This window comes from Streptomyces sp. A18 (genome assembly GCF_059026065.1).
Genome location: NZ_JBWLKL010000043.1, coordinates 26,748 through 49,978, shown reverse-complemented (window position 1 = coordinate 49,978; position 23,231 = coordinate 26,748). Strand labels below are relative to the sequence as shown.

Sequence of the window (23,231 nt, the reverse complement as noted above, 5' to 3'; positions counted from 1 at the left end):
GTGGGCCGTACGGAGCGCGTCCCCGCCGAGCCGAGGGAGCCGAGGGTGGCTGTCGAAGACGAACCGACCGGCTTCGACGCGTGCGTCCTGGTGGGGACCGCCTGCGACGCGGCGCACGCACTCCGCCGCGACCTGGGCCGGCACGGCTACGAGACCTCACTCGTCGGCACGGGCCGAGAGCTCCTCGACGTCTTCGACGCGTACGACCTGATCCTTCTGGACACCGATCTGCCCGACCTCGACGGGGTGTCGCTGTGCCGCGGCATCCGGCAGCGCAGCGAGGTGCCGATCATCGGCTTCGCCTCCGGGGCGGCCGAGGTGGACACGGTGCTGCTGCTCGAAGCCGGGTGCGACGACTGCATCGGATGGCCCTACCGGGAACGGGAGTTGGTGGCGCGCATCAACGCGGTGCTGCGCAGGGCCTTTTCGCCGCGGTCCCCCCAGGGGACACGCCAGGTGCCGGTGGACGGCGAAGAGCTCACCTTCGGACCGCTCGTCATCGACCTGTCGCGGCGAGAGGCCCGCTTCAACGGCTGGCGCCTCGCCCTGACCCGCAAGGAGTTCGACCTCCTGCACACCCTCGCGGCGGAACCCGACCGGATCTTCCGGCGGCACGAGCTGATGTCCGAGGTGTGGGACTACCCGCAGGACAACCGGATCAGCGTGCAGGCGAGCAGGACGATCGACACGCACGTCAGCAGCCTGCGCGGCAAGCTGGGCGGCAGTGACTGGATCACCACGATCCGGGGGATCGGTTTCCGTTTCGGCGGGGCCGCACAGGACATGCCGGGCGCGGCGCCCGGCCCGGAATCGGAGGCGGCTCAGGCGGCTGAGGCGGCTGAGGCGGCGCAGGACCTGCGGCCAGGACCGCGCGCCGTCGGGGCCTGACCCACGGCGCCCGAGCGGTCGGGCCACCCCGCCGCTCACACGGTGAAACGCCAGCGCGTCTGCGCCATCGGGTCCTTGGAGAAGGCGAACACCGTCTCCGGCGCCACCGCGAAGGCCCAGGCCCGGCCGATCGCACCCGACAGTTCACCGCCGTCGACGACGTAGTCCCAGGCCGCACCGTACTTGGCGCGGAACACCCGCGCCGCCGCCTCCAGGCGCCGGTCGTCGGTGACGTGTTCCGCCGTCCCCTCCAGAGTGATGTCCGTGCCGCTGGACAGCGCGTTGACGCCGGTGAGCAGGGTGCAGCGGGCATTGCGCAGCAGGTTGCGCACCTTGCGCTCCTGTGGAAGCGAGCAGAACCACAGCGCGCCGTCGTACCACGCGCCCGCCACCGGCGTCAGATGCGGCCGCGGCACGGGCCCCGGCCGCACCGTCGAGATCCAGTACAGCTCGGCGCCGGCGAGCGCGCCGCGCGTCCTCGACCAGGACGCCGCCCGCGCCCCCTTGGCGCTGTAGCGGGGGTCGAGCTCCAAGTCGTACGGGTTGCAAGGCATGTCAGTGCTCTCCCTGAGGTGACAGAGCCGCGGGGCGGCGGGCGAACTCCGGGTAGCGGGCGATGATCTCTCCCGCCTGGGTGCGTGGATCGAAGCGGGCACACAACTCGTCCAGGACCTCCTTGTCCCAGCGGGAGCGGCGCACGATCTCGTCGTACGGCACCCGCGTGAACGCCACGAGGTGATACAGCTGCGCGAACTCCTGCGGGTAGTGCCGGTGCAGGCGACGCTCCAGGGCCTTGCGCAGATGGAACGCCTCGTCGTCGACGTGCGCGCTCAGCTCCTGGAGGTTGGCCAGGGACAGATCCGCTATCGCCTGCCCCGGCGCGCCGCGCACCTCACTGAACTCCGCGACCGCGGCCCTGACCGCGGCGTGCCGGTCACCGCCGGGAGCCAGGTGCCGGTCGAACAGCTCGCACAGCACCTCGACGTCCTCGAAGCTGCAGTTGATGCCCTGGCCGTAGAACGGCACGATCGTGTGCGCGGCGTCACCGACGAGGACCGCGCGGCCGTAGTGGAACGGCGCGCAGCGCACCACCTTCAGAAGCGCCGGGCGGGTGTCCCAGATGTCCCCGGCGACCCGGGGCAACGCCGCCGCGATGTCCGGGTACTCGCGGTCGAAGTGGCCGCGCACCGCCTCCCGCCGGTCGAAGGCGGAGAGCCGCAGCTCGCCGCCGCGGTTCTCCACCGGCATGAACAACGTGGTGGTGGCGGTGCCGTCCCGGTTCGGCTGGGCCTGCAGGAAGTGGTCGCCGCGCGGCCACAGATGCATGCCGTCCTGCCGGAGGCGCCCCGTTCCGCCGCTGTCGAGGGTCAGCTCCACATGGCCGTGCGAGATGTACTCCTGGCTGATCCGCATCCGGGCGCCCGACTTCGACAACTCGTAGCGCAGCGCACTGTTCGCGCCGTCGCAACCGATCAGGACATCGCCGCTCGCCCGGCTCACACCGCCGTCGGCCGTGACGAACACGGCCTCGGCCCGGTGCGCGTCGGCGGCGATACAGGTGTGCCCGAAGTGCACGGTCGCACCCGCCTCCACCGCCTCCTTGAGGAGGAGGCGGTGCAGCGCCGCCCGCGGCACCGACAGCAGATGGTGGCTGGGATCGGTGCCGTACGGCTGGTGGGTGAGGGTGCCGTCCCTGTGGTGCACGATGCGCCGGGTGAGCACCGTGCCCTCCGCGTAGACGCGCTCGCGCAGTTCGGGGTGCAGGGTGCTGGTGCCGCGCACCGTGAGGGTGAGGTTGAACGAGCGGCCGGAGCCGGTGTCGGCCACGCCGTCCGCCTCCTGCTTCTCGTACAGCTCCACTTCGTAGTCCCGGCGGCGCAGTTCCACGGCGAGGAGGCAGCCCACCGGGCCCGCTCCCACGATCACGGCCCGCGGGCGGCGCCCGGGTGCCGGCACGATGCTGTGCTCAGACACGGTGGTGTCCCTTCGTCTGATTGGCCTGTCGTCCGGTTGGCCGCGACAACGGTGTTCACGGCACCCGGGCGCCTGTGATCTGCCCGGACTCGGTGAAGTAGCGGATCATCGCGGTGATCCAGGACGGGTCGGCGGCCGGCAGCTCCAGACCGAGGTCCTTCAGGAGCGCCACCGTTTCGTCGTTGCGGTAGCGGTGCTCGCCCAGCTCCATGACGCCCTCTTGGAACAGCGGCACGAGGCTCGCGAGCGAGGGTCCGGAGCTGTTGCCCGCGGAAGCATTGGCGGCCGTGGTGGCCGTCTCGTCCGGTGCGGACTCCAGGGCGGCCAGCCACGCGGCGGTGGACACCCGTCGGGGTGCCCCGGCGACTCGGGCCACCGCGCCGAGCACGGACTCCCAGTCCAGGCCCGCCGGGTGGAAGACATGCACGGCGCGGTTGTGTGCCTCGGGGGCGCGTGCGAGCCGCACCACCGCGTCGGCCACCACATCCACCGGAAGCAGATCCACCGGAGCCCCCAACTCCTTTGGCGCGACGCCCAGTTGGAGGAAGCTCTTGATCTGCAGCCAGAAGAAGTCGTCCGTGCGGCACGCCCCGCTGACCGTGTCGGGCCCGATCCGCCCGATCCGGTGCACGGTCACCGGCACACCTTTGTCGCGGGCCGCGAGCGCGAGACGCTCGGCGACCCACTTGCTCTGTGCGTAGCCGATGCCGAGCCCGTCGGCCGTGTCGGGCACGCTGTCCTCGGTGAACTCACGGGCGGGTCCGCCCGGGGCGAAGACCGCCAGGGTGGACATGTGGTGCAGCGGCTTGAGCACCGTCTGCGCGCAGAACTCGGCGATCCGCACGAAGCCGTCCACGTTCGTCGGCTTCACCGACACATACGGCGCGGCGAAGTTGATGTGCGCCGCCGCGTGGTACACGGCCTCGATCCGTCCTGCCAGGTCGCGGTAGTCCGCCGCGCCGAGACCGAACCGCTCCTGTGCCAGGTCCCCGGCGACGACCCGTACCCGGGACAGGTCGAGACCGTCGTCGGTCCGGTAGCGGCGGGCGGTCTCCAGGATCCGGGCCAGACCCGCCCGGGGCGAGTCCGCCCGCACCAGGCAGTGCACCTCCGAGCCGGCGGCGAGCAGCGAGCGCAGCAAATAGATGCCGAGGAAACCGGTGACCCCGGTGAGCAGCACCGTACGGGCCGCGTCCGCGGCGACCGCCGGCGCCGCGGACGCGGTCGAGAACCCGGCTGGCAGGCGGGTGTCCGCCCACAGGTCGGGCCCGTCATCGAAGGTGTCACGGCCCGTGAGGGCCCGTTCCACCCGGTCCGCCATGCCCGCCACCGTCGGCGCCGAAAGTAGCGCGCCGAGCGGGAGTTCCACCCCCCATGCGTCCTGCAGGGCCTGCCGCAGACGCACCGCGAGCAGCGAGTGCCCGCCCAGGGCGAAGAAGTCGTCGTCGGGACCCGCGTCGGCGCCGGAGAGCAGCTCGGCCCAGATCCCGGCGACGCGTCGCTCGGTGCCGGTGAGGACCCGCCCGGAGCGCCCGGAGGGGCGCGGGGCGGGCAGTCGCGCGGCCCGCTGTGCCAGGGCGGCCCGGTCGGTCTTGCCGCTCGGCCCGGTGGGCAGCCGTCCGACCCGCACGAACCGCGACGGGACCAGGTAGGAGGGCAGGCCCACCCCGAGTGCGGCCCGCAACTCGGATTCGTCGAGCGGCAGTTCACCGTCCTGGGCATCAGAGGTGGCGCCGTCGAGACGTACGAACGCCACCAGGCGCCGGTCACCGGGCCCGTACTCCGTGGCGACCACCGCCGAAGCGGTGACCGACGGCAGGTCGTTCAGGGCCGCCTCCACCTCCGCGGGCTCGATCCGGTAGCCGCGAATCTTGATCTGCTCGTCCACCCGGCCCAGATGGGTGAAGCCCTCGGCCGGCGTGCACAGGACGAGGTCGCCGGTGCGGTAGAGCCGGGCGCCCGGGTCCGCCACGAACGGGTCGGAGCGGTAGCGGTCCCGGGTCTGGCCCGGCAGGTTCAGATAGCCGGGCGACAGCACGTCTCCGCCCACGTACAGCTCGCCCGGCACCCCGAATGGCACCGGCCGCAGCCGCTCGTCCAGGACGTACATCCGGACGTTGCCGACGGTGTGCCCGATCGGTGGCCGCTCCGGCCAGAGCGCCGGGTCTCCGGTGAGCCGGTGCCCGGTGCACAGATGCGCCTCCGACGGGCCGTACACATTGACCAGGTCCGCGTCCGTGAAGTCGGCGAACATCCGCCGCAGTTGCGGGGTGACCACCAGCTGCTCGCCGGTCGTGTAGACCTCCGCCAGGTGCGGCAGCGCCCGTCCGCCGTGTACCACCACCGACGCCAGCTCCTGCAGCGCGACATACGGCAGGAAGACCCGCTCCACCCGCCGCTCCGCCAGGAGCGCGGCGAGCCGGTGCAGATCGGTGCGGGTGTCCTCGTCGGTGAGGACCAGGGTGCCGCCCGCGCCGAGCGTGCCGAAGATCTCCTCGAACGAGACGTCGAAGGACAGCGACATGTACTGCAGGGTGCGTGCGCCCGCGTGCGGCCCGGACAGATCCGCCTGCCGGTGCACCAGATTGGTGATCGTCAGGTCCTTGATGACCACGCCCTTGGGGCGGCCCGTCGTGCCCGAGGTGTAGACGACGTACAGCTCGTCGCCCGGCCTGCGGTACACCGACAGAGCCCGCTCCGCCTGCCCCGCCACGAACCGGTCCTCGGCGTCGAGGTCGAACACGGCGGTGCCGTCGGGCAGCTCCACCGGCGGGCGGCCCCGGGTGAGCAGGAGCCGAGGGCGGGCGTCGGCGAGCATCAGGGAGAGCCGCTCGCGCGGATACGCCGGGTCGAGCGGCACATACGAGGCGCCGGTCTTCACCACGGCGAGCAGCGCCACCACCGCGTCGACGCCGCGCTCGAGGGAGAGCGCCACCCGGTGCCCCGTGTCAGCGCCCCGCTCCCGCAGTGCCCGCGCCAACCGGTTGGCCGCGGCGTCCAGTTCGCGGTACGTCCATGCGGGCCCGGTGGCGGGTTCGACCGCCACCGCGTCCGGCGTGAGCCGCGCCCGCTCCTCGAAGAGCCGGTGCGGCGACTGCCGCGCGGGCCGCTCGTCGGTCGCCCCGTGCCACACGTCCGTCAGCTCGGCCAGCTCCGCGTCCGGCACCCAGTCCAGTTCACCGACCGGGGTGCCGGGCCGTTCGGTGAGCCCGGTGAGCAGGGTGCGGAACCGGCCGGGTATCCGCTCGGCGACCTCGGGGTCCAGGCGCCCCGGGTCGTACTCGAAGACCAGCGCCAGGTCGTCCGTGCCCTCCTCCACCACCAGGACCAGGTCGTACTTGGGGGCGGAACTCAGGTGCCGCCACCCGTCAGAGGCGCCGCCCAGGAGGTCACCGGCCGCCCCGCCCAGTGCGCGGCGGTCGGCGGGCATCAGCGTCACCATCGTCTGGAACAGCGGTGCGCCGCCGCCGTCACGGCCGGGATTGACGGCCTCGACGACCTGCTCGAACGCCACGTCCTTGTGGCGCATCGCACCGAGCACCTCGGCCCGGGTGCGGGCGAGCAGCTCGCGGCCGGTGTCCGCCGGGTCCATCCGGTGGCGCAGGACGACCGTGTTGACCAGGTGGCCGATGACGTCCTGGTCGTCGGCCCGCTCGCGCAGCGACACCGGCAGGCCGACGGTCAGGTCCGCGCGCCCGGTGTGCCGGTGCAGCAGCGCCGCGTAGGCGGTGAGCAGCACCATCAGCGGGGTCATGCCCTCGGCCGCGGCCCGCTCGCGAAGCCGCCCGGTCTCGGCGGCGGTCAAGACGGTGCGCACGCTCGCGGCGGTCGCCGCGGCCTGCCCGCGGGCACGGCCGGGGGCCAGGTCGAGGGGCGCCGGGGGGTCGGCGAGGTGCCTGGTCCAGTACGCGAGCGAGTCCACGGCGAACTGGGGATTGTGGAAGGCGACCGCCTGCCGCCGGGCGGTGATGACGTCACGGAACTGGGGCGGCGCGGGGGAGCGCGGCGGCTCCTCGCCCGCGGCCAGGGCACGGTAGACGGACAGCAACTCGGTCAGGAGCACCGACCACGAGAAGCCGTCGAACACGGCGTGGTGGGCGTTGACCAGCAGGGCGGTGCCGCCCGACGCCAGGTCGAGACAGGCCGCGTCGAGCAGCGGCCCCGCCGCCAGATCGAAGCGCTTCACGGCGAACTCGTCGGCCCACCGGCGCAGTTCGTCCTCCCCGGTGACGGCGCCCGCGGCGAAGCCGAACCGGGGTTCAGCGCCGACCCGCTGCAGCAGCCGTCCGTCGGGGGTGGACTCGAAGGTGGTGCGCAGGCTGTCGTGCCGGGCCACCACATGGCGCAGCGCACGCCGCAGCGGATGCGGGTCGAGGCGCTGCGCGGTGCGCAGCAGGATGGGCGAGTTGTACGCGGTCGGGGCGTCCCCGAACTCACTGAGGTACCAGATGCCGGACTGGCCGGGGGTGGCCTGCCAGGTGCCGCGCTTCTCCATCGCCCCGGCCGCTTCACCCGATTCGGTCGCTGCTGCCGTACGTGAACTCTCCGTGCCGGTAGTTGAGTCGGTGCCGCTCCGGCGCCGTTCGCGAAGGAGTCCGGCCAGGGCCCGCGGGGTGCCGCAGCGGGCGATGTCGTATGGGTCGACGCCCACCGCGAGCAGCGCGCCCAGGTCGGCGGCGTAGGCGCCGAGCACGGGCCCGTCCGCGGGCGCACCGAACGGGGTGTCCGCTGTGGCCCGCGGTGCACGGGCGACTTGGCGCCATCGGTCGAGGGCCACGGTGAGCAGCGGGTCCTGTGAACCGCTCACCGTGGCGGGGACATCGGTGTCAGTCATGTGCGGGCACCTCCGTGCGGCCCTCGCGTATCGCGCGGATGTGGTCGGCCAGGGCCGCCGCGCTGTCCAGGCGGAAGACGTCCTCCGCACCGACCTCGACGCCGAGCACCTCCTGGAGGCTCACGGCGAGCCGGATCAGCTGCAGAGAGTTGACGCCGGAAAGGAGGAAGGAGTCGCCGGTGCCGATCGGCTCCTGGCCGGTGACCGAGGCGAGCAGGCCGACGATCACGGAGGCCATGGGGTTCTCGGCCGTATCGCCCGCGCCGCCGCGGGCCGCGGTGGCCGGCGGGTCCACCAGGAGCGCGCGCGGCTCCTGCAGAGCCATGCGGTCCAGCTTTCCGTTGTGGTTCAGGGGCAGTTCGGGCAGGTGGTGGACGCGCGCGGGCAGCATGTAGTCGGGCAGCAGACCCCGCAGCTCGTCCAGGAGCGCCTCGGTTCCGGGCGGTTCACCGGCCGCGGTGGTGCAGAACAGCACGAGCTCCTTCAGGCCGTCCTGTGCCGCCACCGCACGGACCACCGCCCGCTCCACCAACCCGGTCCTCTCCGCGGCGAGTTCGACCTCGCGCAGCTCCACGCGGAACCCGCGGATCTTCACCATGTGGTCCGTCCTGCCCACCAGGACGATCTCGCCGTCCGGTGTGCGGCGCGCCCGGTCGCCGGTGCGAAGCAGCCGTATGCCCTCGTGCACGGGAAACTTCCCGGCGGTCAGTTCGGGCTGGTCCAGATAGCCCGCGGCGAGCCCGGCGCCGCTCAGGCACAGCTCGCCCACCTCGCCGGGCGGGCAGGGCGCCAGGTTCTCGTCCAGGACGTGCATGCCGACCCCGGGCAGCGGACGGCCCACCGGGACCGCGCCGCCGCGCACGGCGTCGCCGGTCAGGGCGTGCACCGCGGTCAGCGCCGAATTCTCGGTGCAGCCGTACGCGTTGTAGACGGTGCCGCCGACCGCGGCCAGCGCCTTGGCGAGGTGCGGCGGGGAGGGGAAGTCACCGCTGACGATGACGGTCCGTACTCCGGCGAGCGCCTCGGGGTGGGTGTCGACCAGGAGGTTGAACAGTCCGCTCGGCAGGTTCAGGAAGGTGACGCGGCGCTCGGTGAGGGTGCGGGCCAGATCGGGCAGGGACGGCAGCGCCTGCGGCGCGACCACCACCCGGGCCCCGTGCAGCAGGCTCAGCCAGATCTCGGTGGTGGAGGCGGCGAAGGAGTATGGGGCGAGCTGCAGGAACGCGTCGTCGGCCCTGACCTCGACCTCGCCGTTGTGGCGGGCCACCCGGGAGATGCCCCGGTGTGTGATCCGCACACCTTTGGGGCGGCCGGTGGAGCCGGAGGTGAACAGGATGAACGCGGTGCTCTCCGGGTCGGCGGACGCGCCGGACAGGCCCGGGTTCCCGGTGTCCAACTCCGCGCTGTCGGCGATGAGTTCAAAGGCGTCCCGCTCGACGGTCACCGATCCGAGCCCGGCCGGCACGTCCCGCAGGGTGAGGAGCAGCCCCGCCTCCTCGGCGATCGCGCGGCGCACGGCCACCGGGTGCGCGGGATTGAGCGGCACCACCACGGCCCCTGCCTTGAGGACGGCGAGGATCACCGTGTAGAGCTCCAGGCCACGGGCCATGTGGACGCCGACCCGGCGGCCCGGCCGCACGCCCTCGGCGCGCAGCCGGTGCGCGAGCCGGTTGGCCGCGGCGTTCAGCTCCCCGTAGGAGAGCGAGGCCGCGCCGAACTCCAGGGCGGTCCTCGAAGCGTCCCGGGCGGCGACGGCCTCGAAGGCCGCCGGCAGGACGGTTACGTCCGTCAACTCCTCGTCGGTGTGCACGGTTTCCTCCAGCGTCGGTGAACAAAGGGTGGGGGTGGCATGCGAACGGCCCGGCGCTGAACGGCAGTCGAGCCATTCAGCGCCGGGCCGTTAGGGATCCGGTGCGGTGCGGTGCGGGCCGCTAGTCGGCGCCACCCGGCAGTGAGGCCTGCAAATAGCGGGCCGTGGTGGTGTCGGCGTCGGAGACCATCGCGGCCGGAGTGCCGGTGAACACCACCTGACCGCCGTGCTCGCCCGCGCCCGGACCGATGTCGATCACCCAGTCGGCGTGCTTGACGACGTCCAGGTCGTGCTCGATCGCCACGACCGTATTGCCCGCCTCCACCAGGCGGTCGAAGAGGGCGAGCAGATTGCCGACGTCGGCCATGTGCAGGCCGGTGGTCGGCTCATCGAAGACATAGACGCTGCCGCTCTCGTGCAGCCGGTCGGCGAGCTTGACGCGCTGCCGCTCGCCGCCCGACAGCATGGAAAGCGGCCGCCCCAGGGTCAGATAGTCGAGCCCCACCTCGCGCAGTGGCGCGAGCCTGCGCACGATGCCCGGCTCGTCGAAGAAGTCCTGGGCCTCCTCCACCGTCAGATCGAGCACCTCGGCGATGTTGCGGCCGCCCAGGCGGTGCTCCAGGACATCCGCGCGGTACCGGGTGCCTCCGCACACCTCGCACACCGTGGTGACCGGGTCGAGGAACGCCAGGTCGGTGGTGATGGTGCCGCGGCCCTTGCACTCGGGGCAGGCGCCCTTGGCGTTGAAGCTGAACAGGCTGACGTCCAGGCCGTGTTCCCTGGCGAACATCTTGCGCACGATGTCCCAGATGCCGGTGTAAGTGGCGGGTGTCGAGCGGGGGTTGATGCCGACGGCCGACTGATCGAGCACGATGGCCTGGGGGTGCTCGGCGGTGAACACCCCCGACACGAGCGAGGACTTGCCGGACCCGGCGACGCCGGTGACCGCGGTGAGCACCCCGGTGGGGAAGTCCACATGGACGTCCCGCAGATTGTGCAGCGAGGCGCCGCGCACCGGCAGCTTCCCGGTGGCGGGGCGCGGCTCCGGCTTGAGGCCGGGCAGCGCCCGGAAGTGCCGGCCGGTGACGGTGTCGCTCGCGGCGAGCTCCGCGACGGTCCCGGTGAACACGATCTCGCCGCCGTGTACGCCCGAGCCCGGACCGACGTCGATGATGTGATCGGCGAGCGCGATGACATCACGGTCGTGCTCGACGATCAGCACCGTGTTGCCCTTGTCCCGGAGGTCGAGCAGGAGCCGCCCGAGCCGGTCCACGTCGTGCGCGTGCAGACCGACGCTCGGCTCGTCGAAGATGTACGTCATGCCGGTCAGGGCCGAGCCCAGGTGCCGCACCGTCTTCAAGCGCTGCCCCTCACCGCCCGACAGGGTCCGGGTCGGCCGGTCCAGGGTGAGATAGCCGAGGCCGACCCGCTCGATACGGCGGAGCGCGGCGAGCGCGGCCGGCACCACAGGGCCAGCCCACCGGCCGGCCACCCGCTCCAGTTCGGCGATCAGGTCGCCGATCTCCATGGCGGAGTAGTCGGCGATGTTGTGGCCCTCGATCCGCGAGGCGAGCGCCGCCTCGTTCAGCCGGGCGCCCGCGCAGGCCGGGCAGGTCCGCTCGGTGACGACCTGCTCGGTGGCGCGCCGCTCCTTGTCCTTGAGGGAGTCGAGGCCCGGCTTGATGAAGCGCCGGGTGAACCGCAGGACCAGGCCCTCGTAGTCGTTGATGGCCACGTTGTTGAAGTCGTCGGGCCGGGTGGTCTGGAAGCCCTCCCCGTACAGGAGCAGCTCCATCTCGGCGGGCGTGTACTTCGTGAGCGGCTTGTCCGGGTCGAGCACCGGCGCGAGCTCGGTGTCGCGGGCGCGGCCCTTCTCGTACCGCCGGATCTGCGCGTACCGCTTCCAGTAGTTGGTGCCCACGGCGAAGTTGCTGTGCCGGATGGCCCCCTCGTTGAGGGACTTGTCGTGATCGAGAAGCTTGTCGAGGTCCAGCTGAAGGGTGGTGCCCAGGCCCTGGCAGTCGGGGCACATGCCCTGCGGGTCGTTGAAGGAGTAGAGGTTGGACGGGCCCGCGCTGGGCTCCCCGTAGCGCGAGAACATCACCCGAAGGACGGGGCTGACCTCGGTCATGGTGCCCACCGTCGAGCGGTTGCCGCCGCCCACCGGCTTCTGGTCCACCACAATGGCCGGAGTGAGATGCTCGATCAGGTCGAACTCGGGGCGCTCGTAGCGCGGCAGCCGGTTGCGGATGAACGCCGGGAAGACCTCGTTGAGCTGGCGCTGCGACTCCACCGCGATGGTGTCGAACACGATGGACGACTTGCCGGAGCCGGAGACACCCGTGACCACGGTCAGGGCGTCCTGCGGAATCCGTAAGGTCAGCCCCTTGAGGTTGTTGGCGCGTGCACCGGTCACCACGATGTGCTTCCGGTCGTCCTGGTTCATCTGGGCATGCCTTCCGTTGCTTGGCCGGTCCCGTTGTTCCGGTACGTCTCTTTCGCCGGTCTTTCCCGACGTCACATACGGTGCCCCACTCTGCCCACGGGCCGCGGCATCTCGCCATCCGCCGCCAGGTCGGCCATCGAGATACGGCCGCCCCGGGTGACCAGGTCGACGAGCAGCCGATCCGGAGCGGCGCCGTCCGGCGGGCCGAGCCCGGCGAACCAGGCGGCGCTCGCCCGGCCGAGGCGCTGTGCGTGCTCCACGGCGGGACGGCGGCCCGCCTCGTACGCGGCGAGCGCCGCATCAAGGCCCGCCTCGGTGCGCACCGCCGTCACCAGGGCGAGCGCGTCGTCCAGGGCGAGACGGGTGCCCGAGCCGATGGAGTAGTGCGCTGTGTGTGCGGCATCCCCGACGAGCACCACGTTGCCGTCCGCCCAGCGGGCATTCGTGACCTGCGGGAACCGCTCCCAGCGTGATCCGTTGTGGAGCAGCCGGGCCCCGCCCAGGGGCTCGGAGAACAGCCGCGCAACCTCGGCGGTGTCCGGCGTGTGCGCGGCCTCCACCAGGAAGGTGCTGCGCCCTGGCCCGTACGGGTAGGTGTGCGCCGTCACCGGACCCCGGCCGGTGTCGGCGACCAGGAAGGTCAGCTCGTCGAAGGCACGGTCGGCGCCCAGCCACGTGTAGTGCGGGTCGAGCCGTTCCAGGGTGGTGCCGAACGCGTCGGAGCGGGCGCCGCGGACCGTCGAGCGGGCCCCGTCCGCGGCCACCACCAAGTCGTATTCGGCAGCGAGCCGGTGCATGTCGGGAGCCTCGCCGCCCTGGTGCAGACGCACCCCCAACTCGACGCAACGCAGGCGCAGTTCACGCAGCAGTACGCGACGGTCCACCGCTCCGAGGCGGGGCGCGGGGGCGGAGAGGGGCCGCTCCCCGCGCCGAACGGTGATCCGGTCCCAGGAGACGAGGTGCCCGGCGAGCACGTCCGCGAGCCGCGGGTCGGCGCCCCGCAGCGTGGCGAGCGCCGCCGACGGCAGGATCACCCCGAAGCCGTAGGTGTCGTCACCGCCGCGCCGCTCCCACACGGTGACGTCGTCCGGCTCCCCGAGCAGCCGCGCGAACACGGCGACGGCCAGCCCCGCTGGGCCGCCGCCGACGACGGCGATCCTCACCGCAACTCCCTGACGAACCCGTCGACGCGGGCGGCGACCACCGCCGCCGACGGCATCGCCGCCATCTCCGCCGACACCTCCTTGGCGGCCCGCCGATGCGCCGGATCGCCCAGGATCGCGGCGAGCGCCTCGGTCATCTCCTCGGGTCCGCTCGCGTCGATGTCGAGGGTGCGGCCCGCGCCCCGCGCCGCGACACTTCGCGCGTTGGAGACGTTGACGGTGCCAGGCATCGGCAGGGACACCTGCGGGACGCCCGCCGCGAACGAGCTGAGCACCGTGCCCGAGCCGCCGTGGTGCACGACCGCGTCGCTGCCCACGAGCAGCTCCCGCAGCGGCACCCACCGCTCGGGCCGCACATGGGCGGGCAGCCGCGAGGGCAGCTCGGGCAGTTCGGCGCCCGCGGTGAGCAGCACCAGTTCGGCGCCGAGCTCACCGGTGGCGTGCACGATGTCGCGGTACAGGGCGCCCTCGCGGGTCATCACCGCCGCGGAGCCGCAGGTGGCCACCACCCGCGGCCGGTCGGCGCGGCGCAGCGCCCAGTGCGGCAGCGTGCCGCCGTTGTTGTACGCGCCGTAGCGCATCTCCACCCGGTGCACGGGTTTGCCGATGTCGGTGGGCACATCGGTGAAGTTGGCGAGCGAGCCGGGCAGTACGTCGATCTCGATCTCCGCCTCGGTGACCTTGTCGACCCCGGCGCGCTCGGCGTGCGGCGCCAGATGGTCGAGGGCCGGGCCGAACGTCGGCAGCGGCGTGCCGTAGCCGTGCAGCACCCCCACGGCGCCCACGGCGCGGGCGGCGACGAGCGCGGCGGAGTGGATGCCCGGGTACACCACGGCGCCGGCGCCCCAGGCCCGTGCGATGTCGATCAGGTCGTCCAGCATGCGGGCGCCGACCTCGCCGAAGGCCCGGCCGTGCACGGCGAGCGAGGTCTCGTCGTCGGGGGCGCTGCCGGCGCCCGACTTCTCCAGGGTGCGAAGCAGCGCGTCGTACGGTTCGCGGGCCCGCCTGGCCCCGCCCGCATCGACGGTGACAAGGCCCGCGGCCTCCGCGGTGCGCTGTGCGGGTCCGCTCGTGGCGACGAGGACCTCGTGGCCCGCGGCCTGCAGCGCGTGCGCGAGCGGCACCATCGGCATCAGATGAGAGGTGACGGGCATGGACGTGAACAGATAACGCACGGTCGGTCAGCTCCTTAGGGGCGGGGCACGGGGACGGTGAGGGACGGCAGTCCGCTGGGGTCGAGCAGATCGGGCGGCGGGGCGTCCGGCACCCGGCGCTCCGCCGCGGTCCGATCGGCGAGGTCCAGGAGGTAGGCGCCGTAGTCGGTGTCCGCGTGCTCCTCGCCGAGGCGAAGCAGCTGCCCGGCGCCGATGAACCCCATCCGGTAGGCGATCTCCTCCAGGCAGGCGATCCGCACGCTCTGGCGCTGTTCCAGGATCTGCACGTACTGCCCCGCCTCCAGGAGCGCGTCGTGCGTGCCGGTGTCCAGCCATACGAAGCCGCGCCCCAGCCGCACCAGTTCGGCGCGGCCCCGCTCCAGGTACACACGGTTGATGTCGGTGATCTCCAGCTCGCCGCGCCCGGACGGCGTCAGCTTCCCGGCGATGTCCACGACGTCGTTGTCGTACATGTACAGGCCGGTGACGGCGAGGTCGGAGCGTGGCCGCAGCGGCTTCTCCTCGACGCTCAGCAGGCGTCCCACCGCGTCGACCTCGGCTACGCCGTAGCGCTGCGGGTCCCGCACCGGATGCCCGAACAGGGTGCAGCCGTCCAGGCTCCGCACCCGCTCCCGCAGCAGCGCCGAGAAGCCCGGGCCGTGGAACAGGTTGTCGCCAAGGACCAGCGTCACCGCGTCGTCGCCGATGTGGTCCGCGCCGATCCTGAAGGCCTCGGCGATGCCGCCCGGCCGCTGCTGCCGGGCGTAGGTGAGCCGCAGACCGAGCTTGCTCCCGTCGCCCAACAGGGCGCGGAACAGCGGCAGATGGGACGGTGAGGAAATGATCAGGATGTCCCGGATCCCGGCCAGCATGAGCACCGAGAGCGGGTAGTAGATCATGGGCTTGTTGTAGACCGGCAGCAGCTGTTTGGAGAGCACGCCGGTCAGCGGCCGCAGCCGGCTGCCGGAACCGCCGGCCATGATGATGCCCTTCATGCGTCAGGCCTCCTCGGGTCCATACGGCGGAAGGAGACCGCCGCTCAGCGCCTCGGCGAGCGTCGGCGCCGCCAGATCACGCGCGGAGAGCACCCGCTTCGCGGCGCTCCCGGGCAGCGGGAGCGCGAGTTCCGGGTCGAGCACCGACACGGCCCGCTCGTCCTCGGGCCGGTACGGCGTCGAAAGCAGGTACACCAGGGCGGTGTCCTCGGTGAGGGCGGCGAAGGCGTGTCCGACGCCCGGCGGGCAGTACACGGCGCTCGGCCGCCCGGCGCCGAGCCGGATCGCGTCCCAGCGGCCGAAGGTCGGGGACCCGGCGCGCACATCCACCACGAAGTCCAGGGCCTCGCCCGCCGCGCACAGCACCACCTTCGCCGTGCAGGGGTGCCCGTGCGTGTAGTGCACCCCGCGCACCACGCCCGCACGGTTCACGCTCAGCGCACCGCGGGCGACCCGGAACGTCCCCGCGCCCAGGACGGCTTCGTACTCCGACTCCTGGAACACCGGGCTGAAAAGGCCCCGTTCGTCGGGGAAGACCGGGGGGACGATCTCCAGGGCGCCCGCGACGGCGAGCTCCCGCACGGTCGTGCGTGCCGTGTCCGCTGTCATACGCCGATCACCTCCGTCGTGCGTGTCGTCGGCATCAACCCGGTCCCCTCTCACGGAACTTCAGGGGCCGTGCCGAGGAGTCCCGCCACCGCGCGGCCGAGCGCGGTACTCGGGTCGCCCAGATCGATCGGCAGGTCGAAGTGGTCGCGGCCCGCGGCCACCAGGGAGGTGACCGACGTGCCGTGGGCCCGCAGCACGTCGGCGTACCGCTCGTGCTGGCGCGCGTACTCCTCGGTCTCCTCCCGGCCGCGGGCCATGAGCACCCGGGCCGTGCGCGGCGGCGGCCGGAGCAGCGGGCTCTGCCGCCCGGCCGTCGCCGCGTCCAGACCGAGGGCGTCGTTGACGTAGCTGTCCACCACAGGGCGCAGGTCGTACAGGCCGCTCAGCAGGACCAGGCCCGCCAGCGGCACGTCCGCGGCCATCGCCACCAGATGCGCACCCGCCGAACTGCCCGCCGCGTACACGGCGTCGGGCCGCCCGCCGAGCCCGACGGCATGCTCCCGCACCCAGGCCAGGCCTCGGCGCACCGAGCCGCTCATCTCGGGCAGGGTGCGCGCCGGGGCCAGGCCGTAGCCGAGGGCGACATACCCGGCGCCGGCCGCGAGGAGGCCGGGCGCAGGGAAGCACGAGTCGTCCTTGCCCGACTCCTGCCAGTGGCCGCCGTGCACGAACACGAGGAGCGGCGCGTCCGGCCGGCGCGGCGGGAAATGATGCAGCCGCTCGGCCGGATGGGGCCCGTACGCCACCTGTGCCCTGTGCTCGAAGGCGCGCAGCGCCGCCTGGCTGCGGGACCGGTAGCGGGCGAGCGTCGCGCCCGCGTCCCGGGCCCGCGTACTGGGCGACAACTGCGCGTCGACGACGGCCCTGGCCCGCGTGCCGGTGCCGCTCACGGCGCCGGGCGGCGGGCGCTGAGCACGCCGTGCGGGGTCCAGCCGCGGCTCGTGGTGCGGTGGACGTCGGTGAAGCCCGCCGCGCGCAGCCAGGCCTCGTGGTCCGCCCAGCGGTAGATCGTCGAGTGCTTGAACGGCAGCGTCGTGAAGTACACGTTGTCCAGGGCCGCGTACAGCGGGCCCGCGCCGTCGTCGTCGCTGAACGCGTTGAACACGAGCACCCGGCCGCCCGGCTCCACCGCCTCGTACGCCTTGCGCAGCAGCGCGAGGTTCTGCTCCGGCGACCAGATCACCAACTGGTGCGCGAACAGCACCGCGTCGTGTCCGTCCGGGTAGGGGTCGGTGAAGATGTCCGCGGCTCTGGTGCCGATCCGCTCCTGGAGGCCTGCCTCGCGGATGTTGCGCTCGGCGACCTCCAGGGCGCCAGGCCGGTCGAGGACCGTGATGCGCAGCTCCGGGTGGGCGCGGGCCAGGGCGATGGCGTTGACCGCGTCACCGCCGCCCACGTCCAGGAGTCGCGACACCCCGGAGAAGTCGGTCTCCTCGATCAGTACCGGATTGGAGAGCCGCGACCAGGAATGCATGCACCGGTAGAACAGGTCTTCCAGACCCGGCACACCGGACAGGCGGGTGTACAGGTCGCGGGTGGTGCCGGGGAAGTGCCGGATGCCTGCGTTCTCGCCGGTGCGCAGCGACTCGGCGTAGTCCGCGGCCGGCAGATACGACACCCGGTCCTGGAACTCGACGATGTCCTTGAGCACCGACCACAGTCCGTCGCGGAACGCGGCCGCGATGGGGGGCCCGTTGCGGTAGGCGCCGTCTTCTGTCTCGGTGAGGCCGAGCGCCGTGGTGCCCAGGAGCAGCACATCGGCGCCGCGCCGCGGGATGCCAAGCCCCTCGGCCACCTTCTCCGCCGACAACGGCCCTGCGGAGTCGAGGAGTTCGAAGAGCCCGAGCCGGCAGCCCGCGTTGAGCTGCTGGAAGGCGGCGTACCCGAAGAGCACCGGGACGAGCGCGCCCATCGGGTCGCCGTCGGCGTCCTTGCCGCTCATCGGGCCGTCACCGCCCGCAGGTGCACCCGTGGTTCGGGCACCGGAATGACGAAGCCGCCCCCGGCGTCCAGGAAGTCCGACTCCTTGCGGAGGATCTCCTCGGCGTAGTTCCAGGCGAGCAGCAGATAGTAGTCCGGTGGCCGCACCACGTCCTCGGGGGCGAGCACGGGGATGTGGGTGCCGGGCGTGACCCGGCCCTGCTTCTGCGGCGTGGTGTCCGTGCAGAACTCGATCTCGCCCCGGCCGAGGCCCAGGACGGAGAGCAGCGTGGTGCCCTTCGCCGACGCCCCGTATCCGGCGATCCGATGCCTGTCGGCGACCAGGGAGCGCACCAGGTCCGTCAGCTCGGCGCAGATCTTCTCGACCCCGGCCGCGAACTCCTCGTACACGCCGTCGGAGAGATAGCCGCCGTCCCGCTCCAGGTCGATCAGCTCCCGCACCCGCTCGTGGGTCCGCCATGGACCCTCCGCGAACCCCGCGGAGACCAGGACCGAGCCGCCGTGCACCGCCATCCGCCGCACGTCCACGGTGCGCAGGCCGTGCCGGGCGAACAGCCGGTCCAGGGTGGAGATCAGGAAGTACGAGAGGTGCTCGTGGTAGATCGTGTCGAAGGCCCGGCGCTCCACCAGGTCCACCGCGTAGGGCACTTCCACGGTGAACAGGCCGTCCTCGGCGAGGAGTTCCCGCGCCCCGGCGAGCACATCCGCCACGTTGTCGATATGCGCGAACACATGGCGGCCCAGGATCAGCGACGCCTTGCCGTGCTCGGCGGCCACCGCCTTCGCGGTCGCCGAGTCGAAGTACTCGGCCACCGTGGGCACGCCCCGCTCCCCGGCGATCGCGGCCAGATTGCGGGCCGGGTCCACACCGAGCACCCGAAGACCCGCCTCCTTGAAGGCGAGCAGCTGGTCCCCGGTGTTGCTGCCGAGCTCGACCACGAGCCCGTCGCCCGCCGGGAGACGCTCACGGGACAGCTCGACCACCGTGCGCATGTGCCGGGCCATCGTCTCCGAGTCGGAGGTGACGTAGGAGTACGTGCGGTAGAGGACCTGCGGGTCGACGACCGCGGTCAGGCTGAGCAGCCGGCACTCCCGGCAGGAGACGACCTCCAGGGGGTACGCCCCCTCGTCGGGGTAGGAGTCGGCGGGCTCCAGGAAGCCGTTGGCGAGTGGCACCCGGCCGAAGGAGATCACGTCCTGCCAGCGTTCACTGCCGCAGACCCGGCACGTGGTGACCGTCCGGTAGACGCCCTGCGCCGGCTCGGCGCCTTCCTGCGTGCTCGCGCCGGTGCTGGTGCCGGTGCTGGTGAAAGTCCCTGTACTCATGAAAGTCCCTCGTGGTCGGTGGCTCGGGGAGCGCCGGAGCGGAACGAAAGGAGGGCCTCGACCACCCGCTCCGTCTGCGCGTCGCTGAGGTGCGTGTGCAGCGGCAGCCGCACCAGACGGTCGGCGACCCGCTCGCTGACGGGGCAGCCCCCCGGCGCACTGCGGCCGTGCTTGACCCCTGCCGGTGAGGAGTGCAGCGGCAGGAAGTGGAAGGTGGCCTGCACCCCGCGTTCGGCGAGATGGGCGAGCAGCGCCGCCCGGTCCGCCTCGGACGGGGCGAGGAGGTGGTACAGATGCGCCGAGTGCGTACGGTCCGCGGGCACCGTGGGCTGCGCGAAGCCCTCCCGCTCCGCCCAGCCGGCCAGGGACTCCTGGTAGCGGCTCCATACGGCGTGGCGGCGCCCCTGGATGGTGTCGAACTCCTCCAGCTGCGCCGCGAGCAGCGCCGCGAGCAGTTCCGGCAGGATGTAACTGGAACCCAGGTCCACCCAGCGGTACTTGTCGACCTGCCCGCGGAAGAACTGCTGCCGGTTGGTGCCCCGGTCCCGGATGACGGTGGCCCGGTCGGTCAGGCGCTCGTCGTTGACGAGCAGCGCGCCGCCCTTGCCGCTGTGCGCGTTCTTCGTGGCGTGGAAGCTCTGCGCCGCGAGCGCCCCGAAGCCGCCGAGCGGGCGGCCGCGGTAACTGGCGCCCAGACCATGGGCGTTGTCCTCGATCACCGGGATGCCGTGCGCGTCCGCGATCCGCTGGATCTCGTCCATCTCGCAGGCCACGCCCGCGTAGTGCACCGCGACGATCGCACGGGTCCGTGGAGTGATCGCGGCCTCCAGAAGCGACTCGTCCAGGTTGAGCGTGTCGGGTCTGCAGTCCACGAACACCGGCACGGCGCCGCGCAGCGCGAACGCGCTGGCCGTCGGCGCGAACGTGAACGACGGCATCACCACCTCGTCCCCCGGCCCCAGATCGAGCAGCAGCGCGGCGATCTCCAGGGCGGAGGTGCACGACGGGGTGAGAAGGACCTGCCCGGCGCCCGTGATCTCGCCGATCAGCTCGGCGGCCCTGGCGCTGAACGGCCCGTCGCCGTCCATGTCACCGGAGTCCAGGACCCGGCGCATATAGCCGTCCTGGGCGGCGGCGACATGCGGCACATGGAACGGCACGGTGTCCGGCCCGCCGCGCGGGGCACGGCGCGGCTCACTGGGGGCGAGCGTCATCGGGTCAGCTCCAGGAGGGTGAAGTCGATACGGACCTGGGAGGCGCCGTCGGCGTGCTCCGCGTACACCGGATCGCTGCCGAGGTCGGCGGCCGGCACGTCGAACGCCTCCTGCCGGGAGATCCGCACCGTGAACCCGGCGGCCCCCGCGGCCTCTTCGAGCCGCCGCGGACTGCCCATCGCGAAGGAGAAGCCGAGGAAGAGCCGACCGCCGGGGGCGAGCCGCTCGGCGGCCCCGGCGAAGAACCGCCGGTGCATCGCGTAGTCCGGGTCGAAGAAGTGGTAGGCGAGGTCGGAGTCGTGCCCCTGCTCCGGTGGGGCCTCGATGAACGGCGAGTTCCAGAAGATCAGGTCGAAGGTCTCCTCGGGCTTCAGGGCCGCGAAGAGATCGCTGGAGCGGGCGTCGACCCGGTCCGCGACACCGTGCCTGCGGGCGTTCAGACCGGTGGTGCGCACCGCCGCCGGGTTGATGTCGAGGGCGGTCACCCGCTCCACACCGCCGAGCGCGGCCATCACAGAGGCGACGCCGCAGCCGCAGCCCATCTCCAGCATGGTGCGCACGCCCGCGTGCGGCAGCCAGGACGCGAACAGGCCCGTGGCGTGGTTGTACTCCGCGCCGAGCACGCCGCCGAGCTGGTGCCACTTCCGGTCCAGCAGGGTGAACTCCTGCTCGCGGTCCTGATGTTCGGCCACGGCGCTCGCGTACGCCTCCTGGCCCATGGCGAGACCGAGTTGATTCATGGGGACTCCTTGGTCGAGAACTGATGCCTCACAGCAGCGAGCGCATGGTCCACAGCTCGGGAAAGAAGCGGTGTTCGTTGATGGCGCGCAGCCAGGAGGCGCCGTCGCTGCCCCCGCTGCCCCGCTTGCCGCCGAGCATCCGCTCCACCACGAGCAGGTGCGAGGCCCGCCAGCGCGAGAACTGATAGGCCACTTCGAGGAGCTGCTCGGCCAGATCGTGGGCGACGCGCTGCCCCCGCGGGTCCTGGTAGATCCGCAGCCAGACCTGCTCCACCGCCTCGTCGGGTTCGTACGGCGCGGCCGGGTCGCGGCCGGTGACCCGCTCGGGCACGTGGTGCCCGTGGCGGGCGAGGAACCGCAGCGCCTCGTCGTACAGGCTGGGTCGCGCGAGCTCCGCGCGCAGCTCGGGAAAGGACTCCAGGTCGGCGGGGCGCACGACGGCCCGGTCGCGGTTGCCGAGTGTGAACTCGAGCAGCCGGTACATGAAGGACTGAGTGCCGGAGGCGCTGCCGAGCGTGTCCCTGAAGGCCAGGAACTCGTCCGCCGGCATCGCGTTCATGGACTCCCAGCAGCCGGAAAGGACCCGCTGGCTGCGCACCGCACGCGCGAGCGCCCGGCAGGCGTCATCGGGCCGGTCCGCGCACAGCAGGTCCCGGGCCTGGTCGACTTCCAAGTGGACCATGCGGAAAAGGAGTTCCTTGACGTGGCTGATGAGCAGGAAGGACATCTCGTACGGCGATGAGGTCCTGGGCACTTGCAGCCGGTGCAGCTCGTCCATGCGGGCATAACTGACGTAGGCGTTGGGCTCGTCCACTTCGGTGGTGGTCAAGAGGTCACCTCCCGCAGCGCGGTCACTGCGTCGAAGACATCGGTCCGGGACAGGTACAGGCCGTTGAGGCACAGCCGCAGCAGATCCGGCGGGCGGGCGTCGGTGATCACGCCGCGTGCCGTCAGGGCCGCCGCGATCTTCGGTGCCTCGGGGTGGCGCAGCGTGATCTGCCCGCCGCGTCGATGCGCCGCCCGTGGCGTCACCACCTCGAACTCGCCGTCTGAGTCGAGGAGCTGGAGCAGATGGTCACCGAGCTCCAGGCTGCGGCGGCGCACCGCCTCGATGCCCGCGGCCTCCAGGGGTTCGAGGGCCGCCTCCAGCGCGAGCAGCGACAGGATGTGCGGGGTGCCGGTCCTGGCCCGCGTGATCCCGGTCGCGGGCACATATCCCCCGGCCATGTCGAACGGCCGCTCGTGCCCGTGCCAGCCGGTCAGCGGCAGATCGAGTACGTCGTGGTGGCGGGCGGCGGCGTACAGATAGGCGGGCGCTCCCGGGCCGCCGTTGAGGTACTTGTAGCCGCACCCCACCGCCAGGTCGACGCCCGCGCCGTCCGCGCCGTCGACATCCAGCACCACCGCGCCCGCCGCGTGGCTGAGGTCCCACACGGCGACGGCGCCCGCCGCGTGGATACTCCTGGTGAGCCCGGCGACGTCGAACAGTTCACCGGTGCGGAAGTCGACGGCGCCGCACAGCACCGCGGCGATCTCGCCATGGTGGCGTCGCAGCACCTCACCGAGGTCGGCGGGCACCGCCTCGACCAGATCGAGGCCAAGGAGGCGGGCCACCGAGGCGGCCAGATAGCGGTCGGTGGGGAAGTTCGCGGCGTCCGACACCAGGACGCGGCGGCCGGGCGAGAGCCGGGCGGCGGCGGTCACCGCGTTGAACAACTGCACCGAGGTCGACTCGCCCACCACGATCTGACCGGGCGCGGCCCCGATGAGCCGCCCGATCCGGTCGCCGACCCGCTCAGGTGCGTCCCACCAGCCGTCCTCGCTCCAGGCGCGGATCAGATGCTCGCCCCACTGCCGGCGCACCGCGTGCTCCAGGGCACCCGGCACGGCGCGGGGCAACGGGCCGAGCGAATTCCCGTTCAGCTGGATCACGCCGTCCGGCAGCGCGAATTTCTCACGGAAAGCGGAGAGCGGGTCGTCGAGATCCATCTTCTCCGCCCACTCGCGGGTGAATTCCACTTGATGTGCTCCAGATCTCGCGTGGACACAGTCGACGCGCACTGTAGGAATTGTTGTCTTCGGCCCTGTACAGGGGTCAAGTACGTTCGTTTCAAAGGAACTTCAGGGCTCATTGAGC

The 23,231-nt window shown here is 72.3% G+C and carries 17 protein-coding genes; 1 reads left to right on the top strand and 16 read right to left on the bottom strand.

The window, feature by feature from the left end:
• The first annotated feature begins 45 nt into the window (after positions 1-45).
• Complete coding sequence (locus AC5P1C_RS37395) at positions 46-888, top strand: response regulator transcription factor (RefSeq protein WP_493870427.1); 843 nt, start codon at positions 46-48, stop codon at positions 886-888.
• A 35-nt stretch (positions 889-923) separates the two neighbouring features.
• Here AC5P1C_RS37395 and AC5P1C_RS37390 read toward each other — a convergent pair whose 3' ends face one another.
• From AC5P1C_RS37390 to AC5P1C_RS37315, 16 genes are all read right to left on the bottom strand, one after another.
• Positions 924-1,442, bottom strand: coding sequence for a pyridoxamine 5'-phosphate oxidase family protein (locus AC5P1C_RS37390; protein ID WP_493870426.1), 519 nt, complete (start codon positions 1,440-1,442; stop codon positions 924-926).
• A 1-nt stretch (position 1,443) separates the two neighbouring features.
• Positions 1,444-2,862 carry an FAD-dependent oxidoreductase gene (locus AC5P1C_RS37385; protein ID WP_493870425.1) on the bottom strand — a complete coding sequence of 473 codons (1,419 nt, stop codon included), beginning with the start codon at positions 2,860-2,862 and terminating at the stop codon, positions 1,444-1,446.
• A 55-nt stretch (positions 2,863-2,917) separates the two neighbouring features.
• The gene (locus AC5P1C_RS37380; RefSeq protein ID WP_493870424.1) at positions 2,918-7,696 is read right to left on the bottom strand and encodes a non-ribosomal peptide synthetase family protein; all 4,779 of its coding nucleotides are present in this window, start codon (positions 7,694-7,696) and stop codon (positions 2,918-2,920) included.
• Positions 7,689-9,506 carry a non-ribosomal peptide synthetase gene (locus AC5P1C_RS37375; RefSeq protein ID WP_493870423.1) on the bottom strand — a complete coding sequence of 606 codons (1,818 nt, stop codon included), beginning with the start codon at positions 9,504-9,506 and terminating at the stop codon, positions 7,689-7,691. The genes AC5P1C_RS37380 and AC5P1C_RS37375 overlap by 8 nt, the downstream gene beginning before the upstream one ends.
• Before the next feature lie 121 nt (positions 9,507-9,627).
• Positions 9,628-11,952: an excinuclease ABC subunit UvrA gene (locus AC5P1C_RS37370; RefSeq protein WP_493870422.1), complete on the bottom strand. Its 2,325-nt coding sequence runs from the start codon at positions 11,950-11,952 to the stop codon at positions 9,628-9,630.
• A gap of 71 nt (positions 11,953-12,023) precedes the next feature.
• On the bottom strand, positions 12,024-13,115 hold the full coding sequence (locus AC5P1C_RS37365) for an FAD-dependent monooxygenase (protein WP_493870421.1): 1,092 nt from the start codon (positions 13,113-13,115) through the stop codon (positions 12,024-12,026).
• Positions 13,112-14,290: a glycosyltransferase gene (locus AC5P1C_RS37360; protein ID WP_493870420.1), complete on the bottom strand. Its 1,179-nt coding sequence runs from the start codon at positions 14,288-14,290 to the stop codon at positions 13,112-13,114. The genes AC5P1C_RS37365 and AC5P1C_RS37360 overlap by 4 nt, the downstream gene beginning before the upstream one ends.
• Before the next feature lie 14 nt (positions 14,291-14,304).
• Complete coding sequence (rfbA, locus tag AC5P1C_RS37355; protein WP_493870419.1) at positions 14,305-15,264, bottom strand: glucose-1-phosphate thymidylyltransferase RfbA; 960 nt, start codon at positions 15,262-15,264, stop codon at positions 14,305-14,307.
• A 3-nt stretch (positions 15,265-15,267) separates the two neighbouring features.
• A complete protein-coding gene (locus AC5P1C_RS37350) occupies positions 15,268-15,873 on the bottom strand; it encodes a dTDP-4-dehydrorhamnose 3,5-epimerase family protein (protein WP_493870418.1) in 606 nt (201 codons plus the stop codon).
• A 50-nt stretch (positions 15,874-15,923) separates the two neighbouring features.
• Positions 15,924-16,763, bottom strand: a complete 840-nt coding sequence (locus AC5P1C_RS37345; RefSeq protein ID WP_493870417.1) for an alpha/beta hydrolase — start codon at positions 16,761-16,763, stop codon at positions 15,924-15,926.
• Positions 16,760-17,815 (bottom strand): methyltransferase, encoded by a 1,056-nt coding sequence (locus AC5P1C_RS37340; protein ID WP_493870416.1) that lies wholly within the window; start codon positions 17,813-17,815, stop codon positions 16,760-16,762. The genes AC5P1C_RS37345 and AC5P1C_RS37340 overlap by 4 nt, the downstream gene beginning before the upstream one ends.
• Entirely contained in the window at positions 17,812-19,140 is a 1,329-nt protein-coding gene (locus AC5P1C_RS37335) for a class I SAM-dependent methyltransferase (protein WP_493870415.1), read from the bottom strand. The genes AC5P1C_RS37340 and AC5P1C_RS37335 overlap by 4 nt, the downstream gene beginning before the upstream one ends.
• Positions 19,137-20,354, bottom strand: a complete 1,218-nt coding sequence (gene rffA / locus AC5P1C_RS37330) for a dTDP-4-amino-4,6-dideoxygalactose transaminase (RefSeq protein ID WP_493870414.1) — start codon at positions 20,352-20,354, stop codon at positions 19,137-19,139. The genes AC5P1C_RS37335 and rffA overlap by 4 nt, the downstream gene beginning before the upstream one ends.
• The gene (locus AC5P1C_RS37325; RefSeq protein ID WP_493870413.1) at positions 20,351-21,094 is read right to left on the bottom strand and encodes a methyltransferase; all 744 of its coding nucleotides are present in this window, start codon (positions 21,092-21,094) and stop codon (positions 20,351-20,353) included. Before AC5P1C_RS37325 ends, rffA begins: the two co-directional genes overlap by 4 nt.
• A gap of 28 nt (positions 21,095-21,122) precedes the next feature.
• Positions 21,123-21,923: a tryptophan 2,3-dioxygenase gene (locus AC5P1C_RS37320; RefSeq protein ID WP_493870412.1), complete on the bottom strand. Its 801-nt coding sequence runs from the start codon at positions 21,921-21,923 to the stop codon at positions 21,123-21,125.
• A complete protein-coding gene (locus tag AC5P1C_RS37315) occupies positions 21,920-23,113 on the bottom strand; it encodes a kynureninase (protein ID WP_493870411.1) in 1,194 nt (397 codons plus the stop codon). Before AC5P1C_RS37315 ends, AC5P1C_RS37320 begins: the two co-directional genes overlap by 4 nt.
• Positions 23,114-23,231 lie beyond the last annotated feature (118 nt).

Excerpts from the sequence above, each read along its gene's own strand:
- AC5P1C_RS37390 (WP_493870426.1), bottom strand. The coding sequence starts at position 1,442 with ATGCCTTGCAACCCGTACGACTTGGAGCTCGACCCCCGCTACAGCGCC.
- AC5P1C_RS37380 (WP_493870424.1), bottom strand. The coding sequence starts at position 7,696 with ATGACTGACACCGATGTCCCCGCCACGGTGAGCGGTTCACAGGACCCG.
- AC5P1C_RS37370 (WP_493870422.1), bottom strand. The coding sequence starts at position 11,952 with ATGAACCAGGACGACCGGAAGCACATCGTGGTGACCGGTGCACGCGCC.
- rfbA (WP_493870419.1), bottom strand. The coding sequence starts at position 15,264 with ATGAAGGGCATCATCATGGCCGGCGGTTCCGGCAGCCGGCTGCGGCCG.
- AC5P1C_RS37350 (WP_493870418.1), bottom strand. The coding sequence starts at position 15,873 with ATGACAGCGGACACGGCACGCACGACCGTGCGGGAGCTCGCCGTCGCG.
- AC5P1C_RS37340 (WP_493870416.1), bottom strand. The coding sequence starts at position 17,815 with ATGAGCGGCAAGGACGCCGACGGCGACCCGATGGGCGCGCTCGTCCCG.
- AC5P1C_RS37335 (WP_493870415.1), bottom strand. The coding sequence starts at position 19,140 with ATGAGTACAGGGACTTTCACCAGCACCGGCACCAGCACCGGCGCGAGC.
- rffA (WP_493870414.1), bottom strand. The coding sequence starts at position 20,354 with ATGACGCTCGCCCCCAGTGAGCCGCGCCGTGCCCCGCGCGGCGGGCCG.
- AC5P1C_RS37325 (WP_493870413.1), bottom strand. The coding sequence starts at position 21,094 with ATGAATCAACTCGGTCTCGCCATGGGCCAGGAGGCGTACGCGAGCGCC.